The organism is Micromonospora sp. NBC_01796 (assembly GCF_035917455.1).
In the GTDB taxonomy this organism is placed as follows: Bacteria; Actinomycetota; Actinomycetes; order Mycobacteriales; family Micromonosporaceae; genus Micromonospora_G.
Genome location: NZ_CP109078.1, coordinates 3,050,455 through 3,071,740, shown reverse-complemented (window position 1 = coordinate 3,071,740; position 21,286 = coordinate 3,050,455). Strand labels below are relative to the sequence as shown.

Below are 21,286 nucleotides of genomic sequence, written 5' to 3'. Positions count from 1 at the left end.
GATGCGCGTCCTGGTGATCGACAACTACGACTCCTTCGTCTTCAACCTGGTCCAGTACCTGGGCCAGCTCGGAGTCGACTGCGAGGTACGCCGCAACGACGAGATCGAGGTGGCCGAGATCGGCCGGCTCGGCGTCGCCGGGGTGCTGCTCTCCCCTGGACCGGGTACGCCCGAACGCGCCGGAATCTGCCTCGACGTGGTCCGCGAGTACGCCGGAAAACTGCCGATCTTCGGTGTCTGCCTGGGTCACCAGGCCATCGGTGTCGCCTTCGGGGCCACCGTCACCCGTGCACCGGAGCTGCTGCACGGCAAGACCTCGCAGGTGCAGCACAAGTCGGTGGGGGTCCTGGCCGGTCTGCCCGACCCGTTCACCGCCACCAGGTACCACTCGTTGGCCGTACTGCCGGAGACGCTGCCGGACGAGATCGAGGTCACCGGCTGGACCGAGTCCGGGGTGGTGATGGCGATGCGCCACCGGACGCTGCCGATCGAGGGAGTGCAGTTCCACCCCGAGTCGGTGCTGACCGAGGGTGGGCACCTGATGCTCGCCAACTGGCTGGCCGGTTGCGGCCACCCGGAGGCGCTCGACCGGGCGCCCGCGCTCGCCGCCGAGGTCGACACCCGCCGCCGCTCGGCCTTCGTCACCGTCTAGCGTCCGTCACCGCCGCCTCACTGCGGGGACGGACGTACCGCTCGGGGTCTCCTAGCGGATCCCGCTCCTGGTTGGCCGCGCGCTCGGGGTCGTGCTCGGGCTGACCGGCACCCCGCCACCGCCGCCGGCACCGGCACCACCGGTGCCCGTCGGAGTCGGCGTCGGGGTGGTCGGGTTCGCGGTCGGCTCCTGCCGGGGGACGGTGACGGTCAGCACGATCTGGGTGCCGACCGGCTTCTTCTGGCCCTCGGGGATGCTCTGCTTCTCCACCCGGCCCGCGTCCTGCGGCGCCACCTTGTTGCCGTCGATGACCTTCACGTCGAAACCGAGATTGTCCAGCGTGTTCTCGGCGTCCTCCCTGGTCTCGCCCCGCACCTCCGGCACCGTCTTGAGGTTGCCGGTGGCGACCTCGACGACGACCTTCGAGCCCTTCTGCACCGAGGCGTCGGAGCCCGGGGTGAGCTTCAACACCGTGCCCTCTTGCTGTTCGCTCGACACGTTCTTGCGCTCGGGAACCAGGCCGGCCTGCTTCAACGCGGCCTCGACGTTGGCGTACGGGTTGCCGACCTGGTTCGCCGGGACCTTCACCGCCTCCGGGCCGCCGCAGAGCCGCAACGTGATCGTGGTGTTCGCCTCGGCCGACTGCCCGGCGGCCGGATCCTGCGAGGCGACCGTGTCCTTCTCGCAGGTGTCGTTGAACTCCTGCGCGCCGACCGTGGTCTTGAAGCCCTGCTTCTGGAGTGCGGCGACGGCGGCTGCCTCCGTCTGCCCGACCACCCCCTGCACCTGGACCGTGGTCGGCTTGTCGGCGTTGTTGATCAGCAGGGCGGCGACCAGCGCGATCACCGCGAGGACACCGAGCCCACTGAGGGTGGCGAGCACCCAGGCGGAGGCGCGGCGGTTGCGGGGGTCACCGACCCGGGCCGGTGCCGGCCGGGGGCCGCCACCACCGGGGCGTACGGCGCCGGCCGGCGGCAGGGCGGTGGTCTCGTCGTCGCGCAGCACCGGGGTGGCCATCACCGGGCGCCCCGCCGCTGCCCGGAGCAGGTCGGCACGCATCTCGCCGGCGCTCTGGTAACGGTTGAGCGGGTTCTTGGAGAGGGCCTTGAGCACGATCGCGTCGATCGGCGGGGTGACGTCCCGGTTGATGTCGCTCGGCGCCGGCGGATCCTCCCGTACGTGCTGGTAGGCGACGCTGACCGGGCTGTCCCCGACGAACGGGGGGTGGCCGCAGAGCAGCTCGAAGATCACGCACCCGGCCGCGTAGACGTCCGACCGGGCGTCCACCGGCTCGCCACGGGCCTGCTCGGGCGAGAGGTACTGGGCGGTTCCGATGACGGCGCTGGTCTGCGTCATCGTGGTGGCACCGCTGGCCAGGGCCCGCGCGATGCCGAAGTCCATGACCTTGACCTGGCCGTTCAGGGTGAGCATCACGTTGCCGGGCTTGATGTCCCGGTGGATGATCCCGTGCCGGTGGCTGAACTCCAGGGCGGCGCAGATGTCGGCGGAGATCTCCAGGGCGCGGCGGGGCATCAACCGCCCCTCGGCGGCGAGCACCTCCTTGAGGGTGCGCCCGTTGACGAACTCCATGACGATGAACGGGAGCGTCTCGCCGGTGGGGGCGATCTCCTCGCCGGTGTCGTAGACGGCGACGATCGCCGGGTGGTTGAGGGACGCGGCGTTCTGCGCCTCCCGACGGAAGCGCATCTGGAAGGTGGCGTCCCGGGCGAGGTCCGTACGCAGCATCTTGATCGCGACGTCCCGGCCGAGCCGGAGATCGCGCCCCCGGTGCACCTCGGCCATGCCGCCGTAGCCGAGCAGCTCGCCGACCTGATACCTGCCACCCAGCAGGCGGGCCTGCGCAGTCATCGCGTCTGTCGTCCTTCGCTCATCTGGGTCATCCGGGCGCCGTACCCGTACCGCTCTATCCGACGGTACGGCGCATATTGCGAAACGTCGCGTTCGTTGACTCTCTGCGAGCTGGACGTCACTGTCCGCAAGCCTTGGCTCCCGGCGTTGTTGTTGCTCTTCGTCACCCAGTAGGAGATCACGCCGGAGCAGATCAGCACTATCAGCCCCAATACCAGCGCGAGCGCCACCAGCAGGGACCGGTTGGCGGGCGACGGCGGCTGCGGGCGGGACGCCACGGCCGCCGGTGGCGGAGCGTAACTGGGTTCCTGGCGGGGTCGGGGGGCCGGCACCGCAGCCGCGCCACGGTGGTAACCCGGCGGCTGCTGGGTCGGGCCGGCCGGTGAACCCGGCCGGTTCGGCACCGAGGCAGCCGCGGCGGCGGCCGGCGGCGGATAGGACGGGCCGACCCTGGTACCGCCCGGCGCCACCGGGGGCGCGCCGGAGACGGGGCCGGCAACCGGCGAACCCGGCGGTACCGAGCCGGGGTACCCCGCCGGGCGGCCGGACTGCGCCGGGGCCGGCGGTGCGGGATGCCCGGCGGCCCGAGTGGGCTGCGGGGGCGCGGGGTGCACCGGCGGGCGCATCGGCGGCGCCGGGGTGGCGGCCTGCCGGGCCACCGCGGCCAGAGTGGCCGCCGTGGGCCACCGGGCCGCCGGGTCCTTGGCCATCGACCGTTCGACGATCGCCCGTACGGCCGGCGGGATGTCCGCCGGCAGTGGCCGGGGCGTGTCCCGTACGTGCTGCATGGCGATGTCGAGCGGGTTCTCGCCCTCGAACGGGCGCCGCCCGGAGAGGCACTGGTACGCCACCACGCCGAGGGCGTACACGTCCGAGGCGGGCGACGCGGTGGACCCGGTCGCCTGCTCCGGGGAGATGTAGGACGCCGTCCCGAGTACGGATCCGGCCGCGGTGAGCTGCCCGACCAGTGCGGACCGGGCGATGCCGAAGTCGGTGAGGACCAGCGTGCCGTTCGGGCGTACCAGCAGGTTGCCCGGCTTGACGTCGCGGTGCACGATGCCCTTCTCGTGCGCGGCGTGCAGCGCGTCGGCCGCCTGCGCCATCAGCGCCATCGTCCGCGCCGGGGTGAGCCGGCCGACCCGACCGAGCGTCGTGGAGAGCGCGTCGCCCTCGACGTACTCCATGACCAGAAAGGCGATCTGCTGGTCGCTGCCGTAGTCGTAGACGTCCACCACACCGGGGTGGTTGATCGTCGCCATGGTCCGGGCCTCGCCCCGGAACCGCTCGGCGAAGCCGGGCTCGTCGAGCAGTGCCGGCAGCAGGATCTTCACCGCGACGGTACGACCGAGCACCTCGTCCGTACCGCGCCAGACGTCACCCATGCCGCCGCCGGCGATCCGCTCGTCCAGGCGGTAACGGTTGCCGAGCAGCACTCCGGGGCTGAGCATTACTTGCCTCCCCCGTCCTGGATGACCGCCTGCATGATCTTGCCGGCGATCCGGGCCGCCTCGCCGCTGCCACCGCTGCCGGCGGCCTCCAGCAGGACCGCCACGGCGGAGATCGGCTTGCCGTCCTTCATCACGAACCCGATGAACCAGCCGTGGTCCTGGGTGTTCGCGTCGGACTGGGCGGTGCCGGTCTTGCCGCCGACCTGGTAGCCGCTGATCCGGGCCGGCTTGCCGGTGCCGTTCGTGACCACGCTGTACATCATGTCCCGCAGGTCGCTGGCCACCTGCGGGCTGACCGACTGGCGCAACTCGCGCGGGTCGGCGGTGTAGTAGTCGGTGGTCCGGTCCGGGCCGAGGAGCTGCTGCACCAGGTACGGCCGCATCTGCTTGCCGTTGTTCGCCACCGCGGCGGCGATCATCGCGCCTTCCAGCGGGGTCATCCGTACGTTGTTCTGGCCGATCGCGGACTGTGCCAGGGCGGCCGGGTCGTCCCCGCCGTCCGGGTTCTTGATGTCCCCGGTACGGCTGGCCGCGGTCGCGATCCCGTTCTCGTCGAGCCGGCCGACGGTGAGGTCCTCGTCCTCGAAGCCGAAGTTCCGCGCGGTCTCCTTGATCTTGTCTGCGCCGAGCTGCACACCGAGTCGCGCGAAGCCGGTGTTGCACGACTCGGTGAGCGCGTCGATCAGGGTGACCTCGGCCTCCGGGCAGATGCTCGGCGCGGCGTTGCGGATCTCGGTACCCGAGGTCGGCGCGGTGTAGCTGGAGGTGGCCGGGATCTTGGTGTCCTGCTTGTACCCGGCCTCCAGCGCGGCGGCGGCGTCGATCACCTTGAAGGTCGAGCCGGGCGGCTGGGTCTCGGAGAGAGCGCGGTTGCGCAGCGGCCCGTTCGGGTCGTTCTCCAGCTTCTGGTACTCGACGTTCGCCGCCTCGGTGTCGTGGGTGGCGAGCGTGTTCGGGTCGAAGCTGGGCATGGAGACGAGCGCCTGCACCGCACCGGTGCTCGGGTTGATCGCGATGGCGCCACCCCTGACCGCACCGACCTTGTTCTTCGTCATCTCGTCGAACGCGGTCTGCTGGGCCCGGCGGGACAGGCTCAGCAGGACGTTGCCGCCGGCCGTCTGGTCGCCGGTGAAGAGGTCCCGGACCCGGTCACCGAAAAGCTGGTCGCTGGTGCCGTTGAGGAAGTCGTTCTCGCTCCGCTCGATGCCGGTCGGACCGATGTTGACCGGCTGGTAGCCGAGCACGTGCGCGTACATCGGCCCGTCGACGTACGAGCGCAGGAACTTCAGCTTGCCGGTGGTCTCCTTGCTGCTGGCCAGAGCCGTACCGCCGGCTTCGATGTTGCCGCGCTTGCGGTCGTACTGGGCGACCTGGACCCGACCGTTGTAGTCGCTGGTGCGGTATTCGTCGGCCTTGTAGCCCTGCACCCAGTTGAGGTTCACGAAGAGCAGGCCGAACAGGACCATGACGACCACGCCGACCTTGCGCAGTGGTGCGTTCACGGGCGAATCACCTCCGTTGTGGCACCGTGCAGTTGGGCCGGGGGTGTCCCGGACCCGCCCGCCGGACGCCCCGGCGTGGAACTGTCCACCGGCCGCCGGGCCGCGTCGGAGACCCGCAACAGCAGCGCCACCAGCAGCCAGTTCGCCATCAGTGAGGAACCACCGGCGGAGAGGAACGGGGTGGTCTGGCCGGTGAGCGGGATGAGCTTGCTGATCCCGCCGACGATCACGAAGACCTGGAGCCCGAGGGTGAACGCGAGGCCACCGGCGAGCAGTTTGCCGAACGAGTCGCGTACGGCCAGCGCGGCCCGCAACCCGCGCTCGACGATGAGCAGGTAGATCACCAGCAGGGCGGTGAGCCCGAACAGGCCGATCTCCTCACCCATGCCGGCGAAGATGAAGTCGTTGTGCACCTCGGGCACCTCGGTCGGCTGACCGCCGCCCGGCCCGGCGCCGAACAGACCTCCGGTACCGAGCCCGAGTAAGCCCTGTACGAGTTGATAACCGTCGCGGTACGGATCGTCGAACGGGTGCAGCCAGATCTCGGCCCGCAGGTAGAAGTTCGCGAACGGCCCGCCGACCGCGCTGCCCAGGAAGTACGCCAGGAAGGCCCCGCCGAAGAAGAGCACCAGACCGATGATCAGCCAACTGACCCGCTCGGTGGCGATGTAGAGCGTCACCACGAACATGCCGAAGTAGAGCAGCGAGGTGCCGAGGTCCTTCTCGAAGATCAGGACCATCAGGCTGACCAGCCAGACCCCGATCACCGGCCCGAGGTCGCGGCCACGGGGGAAGTCGACGCCGAGGAACCGACGGCTCGCCAGCGACAGCACTTCTCGCTTGCGGACCAGGTAGTAGGCGAAGAAGACCAGCAGGGCCAGCTTGGCGAACTCGCCGGGCTGGATGGAGAACCCGCCGATCATGATCCAGAGCTTGGCGCCGTTGATCTCCGACATGCTCCGCGGCAGCACCGCCGGCAGCATCACCAGCACGATGCCGGCGAGGCCGAGCGTGTACGCGTACCGCGAGATCGCCCGGTGGTCGCGGACCAGGATCAGCAGTCCGGCCGCGAGGATCACCGCGGCCAGGGTCCAGGCCAGTTGCCGGCCCCCGGTGCCCGCGAAGATCGGGAAGTCGGCGCGTGCCTCCGGCTTCGCCTCCGCCAGGTCGAGCCGGCGCAGGAAGCCCACGCCGAGCCCGTTGAGCAGGGCGACCGCCGGCACCAGGGCCGGATCGGCGTGCGGCGCGAGGTAACGGATCACCACGTGCAGACCGAGGAAGACCGCGGTCAGGGCCGCGGTCGGCACCCAGAAGTCCAGCGTGACGGTGTCGAGCACGTTCGCCTCGACGGTGGCCGCGTACACCGCCACCAGCGCCATCGCCAGCAGGAGTAGCGCCAGTTCGGCGTTGCGCCGGGACTTGGTGTCCCGGACGCGCGGCATCTCACCCGTGACTGCGGGCGCTGGTGGCGGTCCGGCTGGGGCAGTCACGATAAGTCCCTCGGATCGTTCGATCTCACGGTCACTCGGGCGACCGGCATCCCGCCGGGTCGGGGGTGGCCGGCGGAAGCGTGTCGGACGGGAACGGGTCGGGGCTGGCGGAGTCGGACGGTACGGCGGGTGCGGTCGGGCTGAGCCCGACCCCCGGCAACGTCGGGGTGGGGGTGACGCCGTTCGGTGTCGGCGTACCCGGGGGTGGTGCGACCGGCGCGGTCGGGCTCGCCGTGACGTCCGCCGACGGGGAAGGGCTCGGCGGACAGGTCGGCTTCAGGTTCGGGTTGCCCGGCTCGTCGAGCGTCAACTCGGAGAGCAGTCGCTCCGCGTCCGGCTCGTCGTCGGCCTGGATCCCCTGCTTGACCTGCTCCTGAGCGGCGTTCGTCAGGTCGTCGAGCTTGGCCCGGCTGGTCGCGTGCACGCTGGAGAGGTCCAACCCGGCGATCTGACCCGGCACGCCCCGGAAGACGGCAAGCTGCCCGCTCTCCGTGGCGCCGACGTAGAACTGCCGCTGGCTGTAGGTCCAACCGCCCCAGAGACCGCCGCCGAGGATGCCGGCCAGGACGATCAACTGCACCGCCGTACGCAGCGGCCGGCGGCGGGGCCGCTCGTCGGAGTCGTCGTCGTTCCCGGAGGCGTTCGCCGGCTCCGGGGTGGCCGGGCGCGGCGGGGTGAGCGCCGAGGCACGGGCGGCCGGGGTCGAGTCGTCGGCCGACGTCGCCATGCCCCGGTCACGGGCGGCGGCACCGCCCACGATCGGTGTGGCTTCGAGAATGTCCTGGTCGGTCGCGTCGGCGATGACCACGGTGATGTTGTCCGGACCGCCACCGCGCAGGGCGAGCTGGACCAGCCGCTCCACACACTTCTGCGGGTCGGTGTACTCGCGCAGCGTCTGCCCGATGGTCTCGGCGCTCACCACGCCGGAGAGACCGTCGCTGCAGATCAGGTAGCGATCACCGGGGAGCACCTGCCGGACGGAGTATTCCGGGTCGATGTCGCGTCCGTCGAGGGCCCGGGTGAGCAGCGACCGCTGCGGGTGGCTGCTCGCCTCCTCCAGGGTGATCCGGCCCTCGTCGACGAGCATCTGTACGTACGTGTCGTCCTTGGTGATCTGGCCGAACTCACCGTCGCGCAGCAGGTACGCGCGGGAGTCGCCGATGTGCACCATGCCGATCTTGCTGCCCGAGAACAGCGTCGCGGTCAGGGTGGTGCCCATACCCTCCAGGTGCGGGTTGGCGTCCACCGTGTCGCGGAGTTGCTGGTTGGCGGTATCGACGGCGGAGCGCAGCGCGTCGACCAGAGCGTCCCCGGGGACGTCCTCGTCGAGCGGCGCCATCGCACCGATGACAATGTTGCTGGCGACGTCACCGGCGGCCATGCCGCCCATGCCGTCCGCCACGGCGAGTAGCCGCGGACCGGCGTAGACGGAGTCCTGGTTTCCGTCTCGGATCAGACCGCGGTCGCTGTGGGCCGCATAGCGCAGGGTCAGAGTCATGGCCGTAACTCGAGAGAAGTGCGGCCGATCCGGATCGGCACGCCGAGGGGGACGGGGGTTGGTCCGGTGACCTTAGCGCGGTCGAGGTACGTGCCGTTAGTCGAGCCGAGGTCTTCGACGAACCACTGGCCGGAGCGGGGCACCAGTCGGGCGTGTCGGGCCGAGGCATAGTCGTCGGTAATCACCAGGGTGGAGTCCTCCGCACGGCCGATGGTGATCTGCCCCTCGCCGAGGGTGATCCTGGTGCCGGCCAGCTGACCGGCGGTGACGACGAGCTGGTGGGCCGCCCTGCCGCGCTTCACCTTCGCCGGCTTGCCCTGCCCGGTCACCGCGCCGACCCCCCGTGGCGCCGCTACCAGACGACTGGACCGGGCGCCCGCGAAGAGGTCTCGACGGATCACCCCCACCACGGTGAAGACGAAGATCCACAGCAGGACGATGAACCCGAACCGGGCGACGGTGATGACGAAGGGCGCCAAGTTTTTAGCCGTCCACTCGGAACGTGAGGGTGGTCGTCCCGAGCTGGACCATGTCGCCTGGGTTGAGCGCCACCGCCGAGACCCGTTGGCCGTTGACCATCGTCCCGTTGGTCGAGCCGAGATCGGTCAGCACCACCTGGGCGCCGTCGAAGTCGAGCCGGGCGTGTCGGCGGGAGATGCCGACGTCGGGCAGACGCAGGTTGGCCTGGTCGCCCCGACCGATCACGGTCGAACCCATCTGCAGCGGGTAGCTGCGCCCGTCGCCGGAGACCAGCCGCACGTTGCGACCGCCACCGTGCCCGGGCGGCGGGCCGTAGCCACCACCCTGCTGCTCGTACGGCGGGTAGCCGCCCTGTCCGGGCTGGTCGTACGACTGCTGCTGCACCGGCGCGACATCGCCGCCGGTGTAGACCTCGGCCGTGACCCGGAACATGCCGGTGTCCAGCCCGTCGCCGCGCTCGATCTCGACGATCACGTCGCCGTAGACCGTCCAGGCCTGCTCGCCGATGAACTCGGCCTGCGACTGGGCCAGCTCCTGGGCCAGTGCGGCGGCGTACGGCGCGAGCCGACTGTGGTCGTACGGCGAGAGATCGATCACGTAGCGGTTGGGCACGAGAGTGCGCCCACCAGCCAGGATCGCCTTGTGCGCCTCTGCCTCCCGCTGCATCGCGTTGAGGATCTCCACTGGGTGGACGACCCCCTTGAACACCTTCGCGAAGGCCCCCTCGACCAGGCCTTCCAGACGCTTCTCGAAGCGTTGCAGCACGCTCACCGGCTCCTCCTCGGGTCCCGAGGACATGATGGTATCCGGCCGCCGCACATGCGGCTCGCATGCCGCTCGGCCGTCTGCTGCCGGCCCGTACTGGGGGGCCGGAGTCCTCGTGCTAGTGTTCCATGCGCCGCAAGCGGTAACGCCCACGGTCGCAGTACGAACAGCGTAATATGTCCCGGCGTCGGTTGAAGAACTGGCTGGGATAACCTGAAGTTGGTTGGGCCCATGCACGAGCCGGGGCAGAGCAATCTGTCCGGGTCATCGCGCACGGGGGAGTGGCGGAATGGCAGACGCGCACGGTTCAGGTCCGTGTGCCCGAAAGGGCGTGGGGGTTCAACTCCCCCCTTCCCCACCAACACGAAGGGCTCCGCGTTCACGCGGGGCCCTTCACTCATGTCCGGGCACGAATGCCCGAGCCAGGTCGGTGCCGCGTTATGCTCCGATGGTTTCCGGTTGCCGAGGATCCTGGAGTGTCGTGTGAGTGTCGCGCTGGTGACCGGATCAGGTGGTCTGATCGGATCCGAGGCGGTCCGGCACTTCGCCGGACTGGGTCTCGACGTAGTGGGCATCGACAACGACATGCGTCGGCAGTTCTTCGGCGCCGAGGCCTCGACCGCGTGGAACGTACTGCGGCTGACCAGCGACCTCGGCGCGGCGTACACGCATCGGGACGCCGACATCCGCGACCGGGACGCGCTGGCGGAGATCTTCCGCCGCTACGGCCGCGAGATCTCTGTGGTGATCCACACTGCGGCGCAGCCGTCCCACGACTGGGCGGTACGCGACCCGTTCACCGACTTCGACGTGAACGCCGGCGGCACCCTGAACGTGCTGCAGAACGTGCGCGAGAACTGCCCGGAGGCGGCGTTCATCCACTGCTCGACCAACAAGGTCTACGGCGACCGGCCGAACAGCCTGCCGTTGATCGAGCAGGAGACCCGCTGGGAGATCGACCCCGGGCACCCGTACGCGGACGGGATCAAGGAGGACATGTCGATCGACGGCACCCTGCACTCCGTCTTCGGCGCCTCCAAGGTCGCCGCCGACGTGATGGTGCAGGAGTACGGCCGCTACTTCGACATGCGTACCGCCTGCTTCCGGGGCGGCACGCTCACCGGCCCGGCGCACTCCGCCACCGAGCTGCACGGCTTCCTCGCGTACGTGATGCGCTGCAACATGGAGCGCCGGACGTACAAGATCTTCGGGTACAAAGGCAAGATGGTGCGGGACGCGATCCACAGCCACGACGTGGTGAACGCGTTCGAGGCGTTCTTCCGCAACCCGCGTTCGGCGGCGGTCTACAACCTCGGTGGCGGACGCCACTCGAACTGCTCCCACCTGGAGGCGTTCGCGCTGGCCGAGCAGATCTCCGGCCAGGCGATGATCACCGAATACCGGGACGAGAACCGGGTCGGTGACCACCAGTGGTGGATCGGTTCCAACGCGTCGTTCCAGGCCCACTACCCGGACTGGAAGCAGATTTACGACGTGCCGATGATCCTGCAGGAGATCTACGAAGCCAACGTGGACAAGTGGATACCGCAGGCATGACGGCACGCGTTCAGGCCGCACCATGAACAGGTACGCGAAGGCGCCAGCGCCATGAGTCAGCTCAGTCACGGGGATCACGGCGCCGTGGGCGCAGCGAGGGAACGCGATGATCTCCGAGGGTAAGCGGAACGTGCTCGGCGTACTGGTGGACGTGATCGACTACGACGCCGCGGCAACCGAGGTGATCTCGGCCGCACGCGAGCGAAGGCCGTTCGCGCTGACCGCGTTGGCCGTACACGGTGTGATGACCGGGGTGCTGGATCCGCCGCACAACGCCAGGCTCAACTCGTTCGACGTGGTCACGCCGGACGGCCAGCCCGTCCGCTGGGCGCTCAACCTGCTGCACGGGGCCCGGCTGGCCGATCGTGTCTACGGACCGACCCTCACGCTGCGCGTCCTGTCCCGCGCCGCCGACGCCGGCCTACCGGTCTACCTGTACGGCTCGACCGAGTCGACCCTGGCCCGGCTGGTGCCGGCGCTGGAGCAGCGCTTCCCGGCGCTGAAGTTCGCCGGGGTGGAGCCGTCCAAGTTCCGCCAGGTCCGGCCGCACGAGGAGAACGAGATCGCCGACCGGATCCGCGCCTCGGGGGCCAGGGTCGTCCTGGTCGGGCTCGGCTGCCCCCGCCAGGAGGTTTTCGCGTACGCGATGCGTCCCCTGCTGGACATGCCCCTGCTCGCCGTCGGTGCCGCCTTCGACTACCACGCCGGGCTGCTCCGCAAGCCGCCCCCGTGGATGCAGCGGGCCGGGCTGGAGTGGCTGTGGCGGCTCGGCCTGGAGCCGAGGCGCCTGTGGCAGCGCTACCTGGTCCTGAACCCGGCCTACCTGGCCCGCCTGGCCGCCCAGAAGACCAAACTCTGGAAGGCCACCCCACCACCCCCCGCCACGGAACTCCCCCCCACCTTCTCCGTCTAACTCCGTCGCCCGGGAGGCGACCGGGCCGCAAATGTAGAGAAAGAGTGCCTGTTCCGGCTGGTGTAGGCACTCTTTCTCTGTATTTGCGCGCGGGTCAGATGGGGCGTTTCGGGCGGGTGGGGAGTGGGTCTAGGTTTTGGGCAAGCGCTTTCCTATGCTTGCCACCATGATGAGGAGCGACGAGGAGCTGACCCCCGGGCGGCTGATCCCCAAGATCGAACGTCTCTGGGCGCTGTCGGCCGAGAAGATCGATTCGATCGAGCAGAGTTGCCCCGCGGGTTCGCCGTCGCCGGTGTTCACCGTCGAGGGCCGGTACACCGCCCGGGGCTGGACCGAGTGGACCCAGGGCTTCCAGTACGGCTCCGCGCTGTTGCAGTACGACGCCACCGGCGAACAGCGGTTCCTCGATGTCGGCCGCGAGCAGACCGTGGCGGTGATGGCCAGCCACGTCAGCCACATCGGCGTACACGATCACGGGTTCAACAACGTCAGCACGTACGGCAACCTGTGGCGGCTGATGAACGAGGGGCGGATCCCGGACGACCGGGGCGAGCGGCACTTCTACGAGCTGGCGTTGAAGCTCACCGGCGCGGTGCAGGCGGCCCGGTGGCGGGACACCGCCGACGGCACCGGCTACATCTACTCCTTCAACGGCCCGCAGTCGCTCTTCGTCGACACCATCCGGTCCTGCCGGGCGTTGGGCGTGTCGCACCTGCTCGGGCACGTCCTGATGGGCGAGCGGGACGAGCGGATCTCGCTGCTCGGCCGGCTGGTCGAGCACGCGACCAACACCGCCAGGTGGAACGTCTTCTACGGCGACGGCCGGGACAGTTACGACATCTCCGGTCGTACCGCACACGAGTCGATCTTCAACGTCAACGACGGCAGCTACCGGTGCCCGAGCACCCAGCAGGGCTACTCCCCGTTCAGCACCTGGACCCGGGGCCTGGCCTGGGCCATGCTCGGCTTCCCCGAGCAGCTCGAGTTCCTCGCCGTCCTGCCGGACGAGGCGTTCGAACCGTACGGCGGGCGGGCCGAGGTCGAGGCGACGCTGCTCCGGGCCGCCATCGCCACCTGTGACTTCTACCTGGCCCACACCCCGGTCGACGGGATCCCGTACTGGGACACCGGCGCGCCGGGACTGGCCCGGATGGGTGACTACCTGGACCACCCGGCGGACCCGTACAACGCGCACGAACCGGTGGACTCGTCGGCGGCGGCGATCGGCGCCCAGGGGCTGCTCCGGCTCGGCCGCTACCTCACCTCGGTCGGGCGGGTGGTCGAGGGGCAGCGCTACTGGCAGGCCGGGCTGACCGTCTGCGACACCCTCTTCGACGAGCCGTACCTGAGCACCGACGCCCGGCACCAGGGACTGATCCTGCACTCGGTCTACCACCGGCCGAACGGTTGGGACCACGTACCGGCCGGGCAGCGGGTGCCGAACGGGGAGTCCAGCATGTGGGGCGACTACCACGCCCGCGAGCTGGCCCTCTACGTCCAGCGGGTGGCCCGGGACGAGCCGTACTACACCTTCTTCGGGCCGGTGGCGGGCTCCGTACCGTCGATCGCGACGCCGGTCGGGGCGGCCCGATGAGCCCGCGGCCGGTCGCGATCGTCACCGGTGGCTCCCGGGGCATCGGACGCGGCATCGTGCTCTCGCTGGCCGGCGCCGGCTACGACGTCGTGGTCAACTACGCGAGCAACGCCGACGCCGCCCGCGAGGTCGCCAAGGAGGTCGAGGCACGCGGCGGACAGGCCCTTCCGGTACGGGCCGACGTCTCCCAGCGGGCCGACCGGCAGCACCTGGTCGACGAGACCGTCAACACCTTCGGCCGGCTCGACCTGTTGGTGAGCAACGCGGGGGTGGCGCCGAACGTACGGGCCGACCTGCTGGAGGCGGAGGAGGAGTCCTTCGACCGGCTGATCGAGATCAACCTCAAGGGGCCGTACTTCCTGACCCAGCTCGCCGCCCGCGTCATGATCGAGCAGCAGGCGGCCGGGATCGTCACCAATCCGAAGATCGTCATCGTCTCCTCGGTCAGCGCGTACGCGGCCAGCGTGAACCGTGGCGACTACTGCGTCAGCAAGGCCGGACTGGCGATGACCGCCCAGCTCTATGCGGCCCGCCTCGCCGAACACGGGATCAACGTGTACGAGATCCGGCCGGGCGTCATCGAGACCGACATGACCGGCGGTGTGAAGGCCCGGTACGACGATCTGATCTTCAACCAGGGGCTGACACCGATCCGCCGCTGGGGCCAGCCCGACGACGTGGGTCGGGCGGTGGTCGCGGTCGCCACCGATCTGCTCCCGTTCAGCACGGGGCAGGTCATCGACGTCGACGGCGGCTTCCACCTCCGTACGCTGTAACTCCCGCGCCGGCTTCGGGACGCGACCCGGAGCCGGCGCCCCGGCCCTACCCCTACTGGACGAACTCCGGGGGCGGCCCAGGGCACGGCCCTGATTCCCCGATTGCGGGACTGGGCAATCCTGGATTCATGGATTTCGACCTGACCGTGCTGATCGCGGTGGCCCTGGTGTGGCTCACCGCCGGCATCGTCGCGGATGGACTGCCGCAACTGGACAGTCCCCGCGCGCTGCGTCGCCGTACCACCTGGTTGCTGGCCCTGACGATGACCGGGCTCGGGGCGATGGCCGTGCTCGGGCTGGCCGCGCTGATCGCGGCGGGTCCGACCGTGGCCGACCGGGCACCGCTGCTCCTGGTGCTGTCCGCCGTGCCCGCGACGGCCGTGGCGTTGCTGACCGTACGGCGGCTGCGCCGGCTGCGGGCCGGTGCCGGTGCCTTCGCCGCAGCCCCGGACGCCCCGGTCCCGCCCCTGCTCCGGGCCGGCGCGGCGCATCCGATGATCGCGCTGCCGCTTCAGGTGGCCGGGCTGTCGACGCTGCCGGCGTTGGCCGCGTCCACCTCGGTGGTCCCGCTGACCGCACCGGCCCTGACCGGGTTCGCGCTCACCGCGGGCCTGGCCGTGGTGAGTTTCATCGGCGTACGGCACGCCCTGCGCCACAGCCGGCTGGCGGAAAGCTCGATCGCGGTACGACCGGCGGCCCCGCCGTCGTCAGCGCGGGCGACCCGCGTCCTGCACGTATAGCAGTTCCAGAATCGCCCGAGCGGCCTCGAACCACCGGTCCAGCCATTCCTGCCGGGGCATCGAGCCCTTCGACGGCAATTCGAGCAGCAGACCACGCAACAATGGGTGGTCGACCAGTGACTCGATTTGCGGTTCGGTCCAGTCGGACGGCGGATACACGGGCTCGGTGAGGCCGTCCAGATCGAGCGACGGGAGTTTCGGCGGCCGGTCGACCGCCGCGGTCGATCCCAGTTCGGCCGCCTCGCTGTCGTGCGAGCCGAGGTCCTGGCCGGGAGGGCCGTCGTCGCCGAGTACGCCGTCCCGTCGGGCGCCACGGTACTTACCGGCGAGCCGGTCCGGTGTCACCGAACCATTGCCCAGGTTTTCCGACCCGATCGTCATGGGTGTCGCCTGCCTCGCTCCGTCGCGAACCCGCGCGGCGGGTTGGCCCAGCGGATGCCGCGCCGCCTGGTACAACGACCCGGGCCGACGGTGGCGACGGCGTCACTCCGATCAGTGGCCAACCAGACCCGCGTTGACCTGCGGCGGGAACGCCGACGACCCGGACACCGGCCGGGCCCCGGACCGGCGGCGCGGCCCTCGGGGCGGACCGCCCGGACATGGAGAGCGCGGGCACCCGACCGGGTGACCGCGCTCAAAGTGGCCCGCATGGTACGTCCGACTAGCCCAGGTCGAACTCGCCGTCCTTGGCACCGCCGACGAAGGCGTCCCACTCGTCCGGCGTGAAGATCAGGGCTGGCCCGGCCGCGTTCTTCGAGTCACGAACGGCGATCGCGCCACTCACGAAGGCCACCTCGACGCAGTTGTCACAGTTCGGCCCGCTGCGCGAGCTCTTGTACCAGGCTGCGCGACTGAGGTCTACGCGAAACCCCTTTGTCTCCACTTCTTCCACAATGGCTCCTCTGCCAACTTCGCAATAAGAGCTACGGAATCCTCCGGACGGATTGCCGCTGCTCGAATGTGATCGAAAATAAAGGCGTACTTCTGCAATTCGTCGGGCTTCTCCAGGAAGAGCCCACCCGTGGCATTTTCGGCGTACACCACCGGCGGGTCGCCCGGCTCCGGAAAGTCGAGAATCGTGAAGGTGCCGTCCATGCCGGCATGCGCGCCGACGTCGAACGGCAGGATCTGGATCGTCACATTCGGCTGATCGGCCGCTTCCACCAGCCGCTTCAGCTGGTCGCGCATGACCTCGTCGCCACCGACCGGCCGACTCACCACCGTCTCATCGAGCACCACCCACACGTCGATCGGATCGTCTTGGTGCAGTAACGACTGACGACTCAACCGGACACGGACCCGCTGCTCGACTTCGTCCGCGGTGATGTCGGGCCGGGCCGACCGGATCATCGCCTTGGCGTAGTCCTCGGTCTGCAGAAGACCCGGCACGACCTGCTGCTCGTACGCCCGAATCGAGCCGGCAGCCGCCTCGAACCCGACGTATGCGCTGGTCAGTACGGTGCTGTAGGAGGCCCACCAACCCTTCTGCCGGGCCTCCCGGGCAATCTGGAGCAGGTCCTCGCTCTCGGCACCGACGATGCCGTAAATGCTGATCATGTCGCGTACGTCACGAACGGTTGCGGTGGTATGACCTGTCTCAATACGTGAGATCTTTGATTGCGAGCATTCCAGCCGCTCGGCGACCACCTCGATTGTCACTCCGGCCGCCTCCCGGAGCCGGCGCAACTCAGCTCCCAGTCGGCGGCGGCGGATTGTCGGGCTCCGGCGCTCAGACACCGGGTCACCTCCGGTCGATCGCGCATGAGTTCTACCCGCCGCGGTGCGCGACCGTCTGGGCGGCGGGCGATCAGGTTCGCGGCGGGATAAACGCACACGTCAGCCGGCCGCGGCGGCGGAGACGGGCCCCAGTCTGCCCGGTCCACACGCGACACTTCAAGCATCGCCGACACCCGACGCGCAAGAGCCATGCTGCAACTTGCATTGATCACGCTCTTCGTGCACCCTGTCCGTATGGCTCGGGTTACTCAGCGTTTCGATCCAGCGAGGTCGTGCACCGGCCCTCCCTGCATACCGGACGGGACCGCCCTCCGCGCTACCAGCCCGGGACAAACTCCGGGGTAATGACCCCGCCGCTGTACGTCATGCGGCTACGGCGGCTGGCGCGGTCCCGGAGTCGACGGGTGCTGGCCGGGCCGACGCCCAGGCTGGAACCGGTCCGGGCCCGGCTCGGCCAGCGCCCCATCCCACCGCTGCGGGCGGCGGGATACCGCGCGTCCCACATCCCGTCGGACCCGCGGCCAAGCTCACCAGCTCAATCGTCCAACCAAGGTCAGTTCGGACAGGAGTCGATGTGCTTCCTCCCCGCTCAGGTGACGTCCTCCAGGTGACCCGCGCGGCGAGCGTCCAGTTCGCCGAGCCGATCCTCTTCCGCGTGATCCGAGCACATGACTGGCCCACCTATGACGGCTGGATCTGGCTCGACGGATACGAACTCAACACGGCGCTGGACGCGGTCGCCCGCCGCTCGATCTTCGTACAGCTGGACGGACTGCGTGCGGTCCGGCTGACCGCGCCCGCGGCCCGGCACGTCAACGCCGGGCCACGTACGGTCCCCGGCCGCAACGCGTCACCCATCCGGGTACGGGTGGGCTGACCGCCACCACCAGCACCCGTACGGCACGCCGGGATCCGGTCCGTTCCGCCGGTGCCGCAGGGCCCACCCCCATAGACTCGGGAAGACCGCACGGCTCACAAATCAGACGAGTCGGACGGCGATCCGCCCGTACGCGAGTCCCCGAACCGCAGGGGTGGCCATGGCCACGAAATCCGGCGCTCGGTTCCATCCGACGCTGCCCGTCGTGCTCGTTCCCGTACTCGCCATGCTGCTCGGCGGCATGGCTGCCGGCTGCGGCCACGCCGTTTACCGCTCCGTCGGCCCGGCCGCCCTGCCCGCACCCCCGCCACCGTGGCACACCCCCGACACGGGGTCCGCGTGGCCGTCGTACCCCCTGCCGGACCAGGTCCGGCCGTCCGCGCCGGACGGGTGGCCGGCACCCCTGCCACCCACCTCCGTACCCGAGCGATCCATCGTGCCACCGGACATGGTCCCCCCGATCCCATCCCCGATCGAGCCGACCGCCTCCGCGGGCGGCTCGGGCGGCTCGGCTCCGTACGCCACCCGGTCGGGCCCCCACACCACCGGCCCCGGCCAGGCCACCGATCGACTTCCGGACGGCTACCAGCGCTCACTGCTCTACTCGGGCCTGCTCGGGCTCATCATCGCGGCGATCGGGCTCACCATGGTCGGCCGCCGCCGTCGGCTCTGGTGATCCCCAACGGTGCGGTGGTGCCGGTGCCGGTGCCGGTGCCGGTGCCGGTGATCTTTCAGCGGCGCCGGTCAGCGGTTCCGACGGAGTCGAGTGGTCAGGCGGTCGGTGTCGGATCGGGCGTGACCGGCGGCCCGTCGGTCGGCGACGGAGTCGGGGTGGGCGTCGGCGGCGCCGGCGGCTCGGCAACCGTCAGGGTGACCTGCGTTCCGACCGCGATGAGCGAACTCGGCCGCGGGTCGCAGGCGATGACCGTCCCGGCCGGGCGGTTCGACTCGCGGAACTGCACCTGGAAGGGAAGTCCCGCCTGGTCGAGCAGTGCCTGGGCCTCCTCCTGGCTCAGCCCGATGACCGGTGGCACCGCAACGGTGCTGGGGGCGGTCTCGGTGGGAGTCGGCGGGGGCGTGGTCGGCACCGCCGAGGTCCGCACGGCGGTGGCGGTCGGGCTCGGTGACGGCTTGACCGGTGCGGGTCCGCTGTCATCCGGATTCGCCTGTGCGATCAGCCAGATGGCAAAAGCCAGGACACCGAGCAGGATCAGCGCGATCAGGCCCACGAGAATCGGGAACCACCAGCGCCGGTTGGACCGCCCGTCGTCGCCGGGCCACTCGGCGGGCGCCGGTCCGCGTACGTCGGGCGGCGGCACACCCGCCCGCCCCGACCAGGCTCCGCCCGGCGGCTGGCCGCCGTCGCGGACCGCCGGGAACGTCGACGTACGGCTCAACCCGTCGGACGTACGTCGCGGCAGCTTGGCCGTCACGTCGCTCGCCGGACCGACCGGCGGACGCGGAATCGCCATGGTTTGATCACTATCCGAGCCGGACGACCGGCCCGGCAACGGCATCGTCTCGTCGCCGCCCGATTCGGCGGGCGGCCGGGGCAACGCCATCGTCTCGTCGCTCGCCGAACCCGCCGCCGGGGGCAGCGCCACGGTTTCGTCACCACCCGAAGCAGCGGACGGTGTCGACGCGGACGGTGTCGGCAACACCTGCGTCTCATCCGGTCCCGGGCCGGCAGACGGACCGGGCAGCGCCACCGTCTCGTCAACGCCCTGAGTAGCAGGCGGGCGCGGCAGCGCCACCGTCTCGTCGACGCCCGTGCCGGCAGACGGACCGGGCAACGCCACGGTTTCGTCGGTGCCGGAGGTGGCGGGCGGCGTCGGCAGCACCTGCGTCGCGTCCGCGCCAGGGGCAGGTGGTGTGGGCAGCACCTGTGTCTCGTCCCCGCCAGGGGCAGGCGGCGTCGGCAGCACCTGCGTCGCATCCGCACCGGTGGCAGACGACGGGTCCGGCAGCGCCACCGTCTCGTCGGCGGACGAACCGGCGGGAGTGCCCGGCAGCAACGCCGTCTCGTCGCCCGTGGGCTGCCGATCCACGGCGTCCGTCGCGGGTGCCGACTCCGACTGTGCCGACTCAGCGTCCCCGTCGGTCACCGACTCGGACTCCCGGTCGGTTGCCGGGGGCCCGGCGGGTTCCTCCGACACGTCGACAGCCTCAGTCGGCTCCTCGACCTGCCCCTCCGAGGTATCGGCAGGCTCCCTCGCCCCGTCCGTGGGCTCGGCAGACTCCGTGGGCTCGGCCAAGTCCGTGGGCTCGGCGGACTCGTCAGGCTTGTCCGCCGGGTCAGCGGCTCCCGTCGCCGATCCCGCAGCCTCGTCCGCCCGGTCCGCCGGCTCGGCCGGGCCCTCGGTGGGCTCCCTCTGCTCGTCGGTGGGCTCTTTCGGCTGCGGGGTCGGCTCGACCGGAGGATCCTCGGGCACGTCCCGTGGCTGATGACCGTCCTTCGCCATGGCAACGTCCTCTCCCCGACAAACTGCGCCCGTCCAATTTATCCGGCTGCTCGGTCAGTCAGCCGTCGCACCACCGAAAGCGGACACCGTCCCCGGCCGGGGCCACCCACAGCCCGGTCGAGCGACCAGGCGGCCGGGTGACCGGCTAGGTAGCCGCAGGTGTCGGCTGTCCCGGCAGGTTCGGCGGGCTGCCGCAGTAGATCACGATCGACTCGTTCCACCGGCGCTTCTCGTTCGGCCCCGGCTCCTGCCGCAGGACCGGGCCGGTCTTACCGGTGCGGTACTCGATCCCGAATCCCGAGTCGACCAGGACCGCCTTCGCCTGGTCACAGCTGAGGCCGGTCACCTCCGGTACGTCCGTCATCGGCGCCGCCCCGGACACGTACACCTTCACGGTGGTGCCCTTGCGGACATTCGTGTTGGCTGGAGGATCGGTACGCACCACCGTCGGATCCTCGCCGGAGTCCCCGAACATCAGGGTCCAGCCGAGCCCCAGCTCGCGCAGGTCCTGACGTACCCGTTCGAAGCTCTGCCCGGTGAGGTCGGGCAGCGCGAACTGACCGGCGGGCGCCTTGGGCGTCGGCGCGGTCTTCGGCGGCGAGGTGGGCGGACGGGTCTTCGTCTTCGTCGGGGACGGTTCGATGGTGCTGGTCACCTCCGGACCGGCGCCGGTGGTCGGATCGCTGCCCTCGCTGTTGGCCAGTGCCCAACCGCCGATCGCCCCGATGGTGGCGAGCAGCACCGTCGCCACCGCCGCCCCGGCGACCATCGCCCCCCGGCGCGGCCGATCCGGCTGCTCGACCGGCGACGAGGTCTGCCAGCTCGCGTTCCCATCCGTCATGTCGACCACTGCCTCACCATCCGGGCCCCGAACCGCCCGCCGACAATCACCATCTGACTGATGAAGTGTGCTGGCTGACGGCAAC

The 21,286-nt window shown here is 70.3% G+C and carries 20 protein-coding genes and 1 tRNA gene; 9 read left to right on the top strand and 12 right to left on the bottom strand.

Annotated elements, in window-relative coordinates; translation table 11 throughout:
• Position 1 precedes the first annotated feature (1 nt).
• Positions 2-652, top strand: a complete 651-nt coding sequence (locus OIE47_RS14165) for an aminodeoxychorismate/anthranilate synthase component II (protein WP_326561952.1) — start codon at positions 2-4, stop codon at positions 650-652.
• A gap of 51 nt (positions 653-703) precedes the next feature.
• Here the strand turns inward: OIE47_RS14165 and pknB are convergent, their stop codons facing one another.
• The 7 genes from pknB to OIE47_RS14130 form a co-directional block, all read right to left on the bottom strand.
• Positions 704-2,521 carry a Stk1 family PASTA domain-containing Ser/Thr kinase gene (gene pknB / locus OIE47_RS14160; RefSeq protein WP_326561951.1) on the bottom strand — a complete coding sequence of 606 codons (1,818 nt, stop codon included), beginning with the start codon at positions 2,519-2,521 and terminating at the stop codon, positions 704-706.
• The gene (locus OIE47_RS14155) at positions 2,518-3,969 is read right to left on the bottom strand and encodes a serine/threonine-protein kinase (protein ID WP_326561950.1); all 1,452 of its coding nucleotides are present in this window, start codon (positions 3,967-3,969) and stop codon (positions 2,518-2,520) included. The genes pknB and OIE47_RS14155 overlap by 4 nt, the downstream gene beginning before the upstream one ends.
• Entirely contained in the window at positions 3,969-5,471 is a 1,503-nt protein-coding gene (locus OIE47_RS14150) for a peptidoglycan D,D-transpeptidase FtsI family protein (protein WP_326561949.1), read from the bottom strand. Before OIE47_RS14150 ends, OIE47_RS14155 begins: the two co-directional genes overlap by 1 nt.
• Positions 5,468-6,913 (bottom strand): FtsW/RodA/SpoVE family cell cycle protein, encoded by a 1,446-nt coding sequence (locus OIE47_RS14145; RefSeq protein WP_326563095.1) that lies wholly within the window; start codon positions 6,911-6,913, stop codon positions 5,468-5,470. The genes OIE47_RS14150 and OIE47_RS14145 overlap by 4 nt, the downstream gene beginning before the upstream one ends.
• Positions 6,914-6,992: 79 nt before the next feature.
• The gene (locus tag OIE47_RS14140; RefSeq protein ID WP_326561948.1) at positions 6,993-8,459 is read right to left on the bottom strand and encodes a PP2C family protein-serine/threonine phosphatase; all 1,467 of its coding nucleotides are present in this window, start codon (positions 8,457-8,459) and stop codon (positions 6,993-6,995) included.
• A complete protein-coding gene (locus tag OIE47_RS14135; RefSeq protein ID WP_326561947.1) occupies positions 8,456-8,938 on the bottom strand; it encodes an FHA domain-containing protein FhaB/FipA in 483 nt (160 codons plus the stop codon). The genes OIE47_RS14140 and OIE47_RS14135 overlap by 4 nt, the downstream gene beginning before the upstream one ends.
• A 4-nt stretch (positions 8,939-8,942) precedes the next feature.
• On the bottom strand, positions 8,943-9,737 hold the full coding sequence (locus tag OIE47_RS14130; protein WP_326561946.1) for a DUF3662 and FHA domain-containing protein: 795 nt from the start codon (positions 9,735-9,737) through the stop codon (positions 8,943-8,945).
• 242 nt (positions 9,738-9,979) lie between these two features.
• On the opposite strand from OIE47_RS14130, the gene OIE47_RS14125 reads away from it, so the two are divergent.
• The 6 genes from OIE47_RS14125 (at position 9,980) to OIE47_RS14100 (ending at position 15,284) form a co-directional block, all read left to right on the top strand.
• Positions 9,980-10,065, top strand: a tRNA-Leu gene (locus OIE47_RS14125).
• Positions 10,066-10,187: 122 nt separating this feature from the next.
• Positions 10,188-11,261 (top strand): NAD-dependent epimerase/dehydratase family protein, encoded by a 1,074-nt coding sequence (locus tag OIE47_RS14120; RefSeq protein ID WP_326561945.1) that lies wholly within the window; start codon positions 10,188-10,190, stop codon positions 11,259-11,261.
• A gap of 106 nt (positions 11,262-11,367) precedes the next feature.
• Positions 11,368-12,174 carry a WecB/TagA/CpsF family glycosyltransferase gene (locus tag OIE47_RS14115; RefSeq protein ID WP_326561944.1) on the top strand — a complete coding sequence of 269 codons (807 nt, stop codon included), beginning with the start codon at positions 11,368-11,370 and terminating at the stop codon, positions 12,172-12,174.
• 166 nt (positions 12,175-12,340) lie between these two features.
• Positions 12,341-13,768, top strand: coding sequence for a hypothetical protein (locus tag OIE47_RS14110; RefSeq protein ID WP_326561943.1), 1,428 nt, complete (start codon positions 12,341-12,343; stop codon positions 13,766-13,768).
• On the top strand, positions 13,765-14,544 hold the full coding sequence (locus OIE47_RS14105) for a 3-ketoacyl-ACP reductase (RefSeq protein WP_326561942.1): 780 nt from the start codon (positions 13,765-13,767) through the stop codon (positions 14,542-14,544). The genes OIE47_RS14110 and OIE47_RS14105 overlap by 4 nt, the downstream gene beginning before the upstream one ends.
• Positions 14,545-14,672: 128 nt before the next feature.
• The gene (locus OIE47_RS14100) at positions 14,673-15,284 is read left to right on the top strand and encodes a hypothetical protein (protein WP_326561941.1); all 612 of its coding nucleotides are present in this window, start codon (positions 14,673-14,675) and stop codon (positions 15,282-15,284) included.
• Here OIE47_RS14100 and OIE47_RS14095 read toward each other — a convergent pair.
• The 3 genes from OIE47_RS14095 to OIE47_RS14085 form a co-directional block, all read right to left on the bottom strand.
• Complete coding sequence (locus tag OIE47_RS14095; RefSeq protein ID WP_326561940.1) at positions 15,252-15,665, bottom strand: hypothetical protein; 414 nt, start codon at positions 15,663-15,665, stop codon at positions 15,252-15,254. The genes OIE47_RS14100 and OIE47_RS14095 overlap by 33 nt on opposite strands.
• Before the next feature lie 280 nt (positions 15,666-15,945).
• Positions 15,946-16,167 carry a DUF397 domain-containing protein gene (locus OIE47_RS14090; RefSeq protein ID WP_326563094.1) on the bottom strand — a complete coding sequence of 74 codons (222 nt, stop codon included), beginning with the start codon at positions 16,165-16,167 and terminating at the stop codon, positions 15,946-15,948.
• The gene (locus OIE47_RS14085) at positions 16,143-17,021 is read right to left on the bottom strand and encodes a helix-turn-helix domain-containing protein (RefSeq protein ID WP_326561939.1); all 879 of its coding nucleotides are present in this window, start codon (positions 17,019-17,021) and stop codon (positions 16,143-16,145) included. Before OIE47_RS14085 ends, OIE47_RS14090 begins: the two co-directional genes overlap by 25 nt.
• Positions 17,022-17,595: 574 nt before the next feature.
• On the opposite strand from OIE47_RS14085, the gene OIE47_RS14080 reads away from it, so the two are divergent.
• Entirely contained in the window at positions 17,596-17,898 is a 303-nt protein-coding gene (locus OIE47_RS14080; RefSeq protein ID WP_326561938.1) for a hypothetical protein, read from the top strand.
• A 160-nt stretch (positions 17,899-18,058) separates the two neighbouring features.
• The gene (locus OIE47_RS14075; RefSeq protein ID WP_326561937.1) at positions 18,059-18,574 is read left to right on the top strand and encodes a hypothetical protein; all 516 of its coding nucleotides are present in this window, start codon (positions 18,059-18,061) and stop codon (positions 18,572-18,574) included.
• A gap of 94 nt (positions 18,575-18,668) precedes the next feature.
• Here the strand turns inward: OIE47_RS14075 and OIE47_RS14070 are convergent, their stop codons facing one another.
• Both OIE47_RS14070 and OIE47_RS14065 read right to left on the bottom strand, forming a co-directional pair.
• A complete protein-coding gene (locus OIE47_RS14070; RefSeq protein WP_326561936.1) occupies positions 18,669-20,054 on the bottom strand; it encodes a PASTA domain-containing protein in 1,386 nt (461 codons plus the stop codon).
• A gap of 451 nt (positions 20,055-20,505) precedes the next feature.
• The gene (locus OIE47_RS14065; protein ID WP_326561935.1) at positions 20,506-21,201 is read right to left on the bottom strand and encodes a PASTA domain-containing protein; all 696 of its coding nucleotides are present in this window, start codon (positions 21,199-21,201) and stop codon (positions 20,506-20,508) included.
• Between the last annotated feature and the right edge of the window lie 85 nt (positions 21,202-21,286).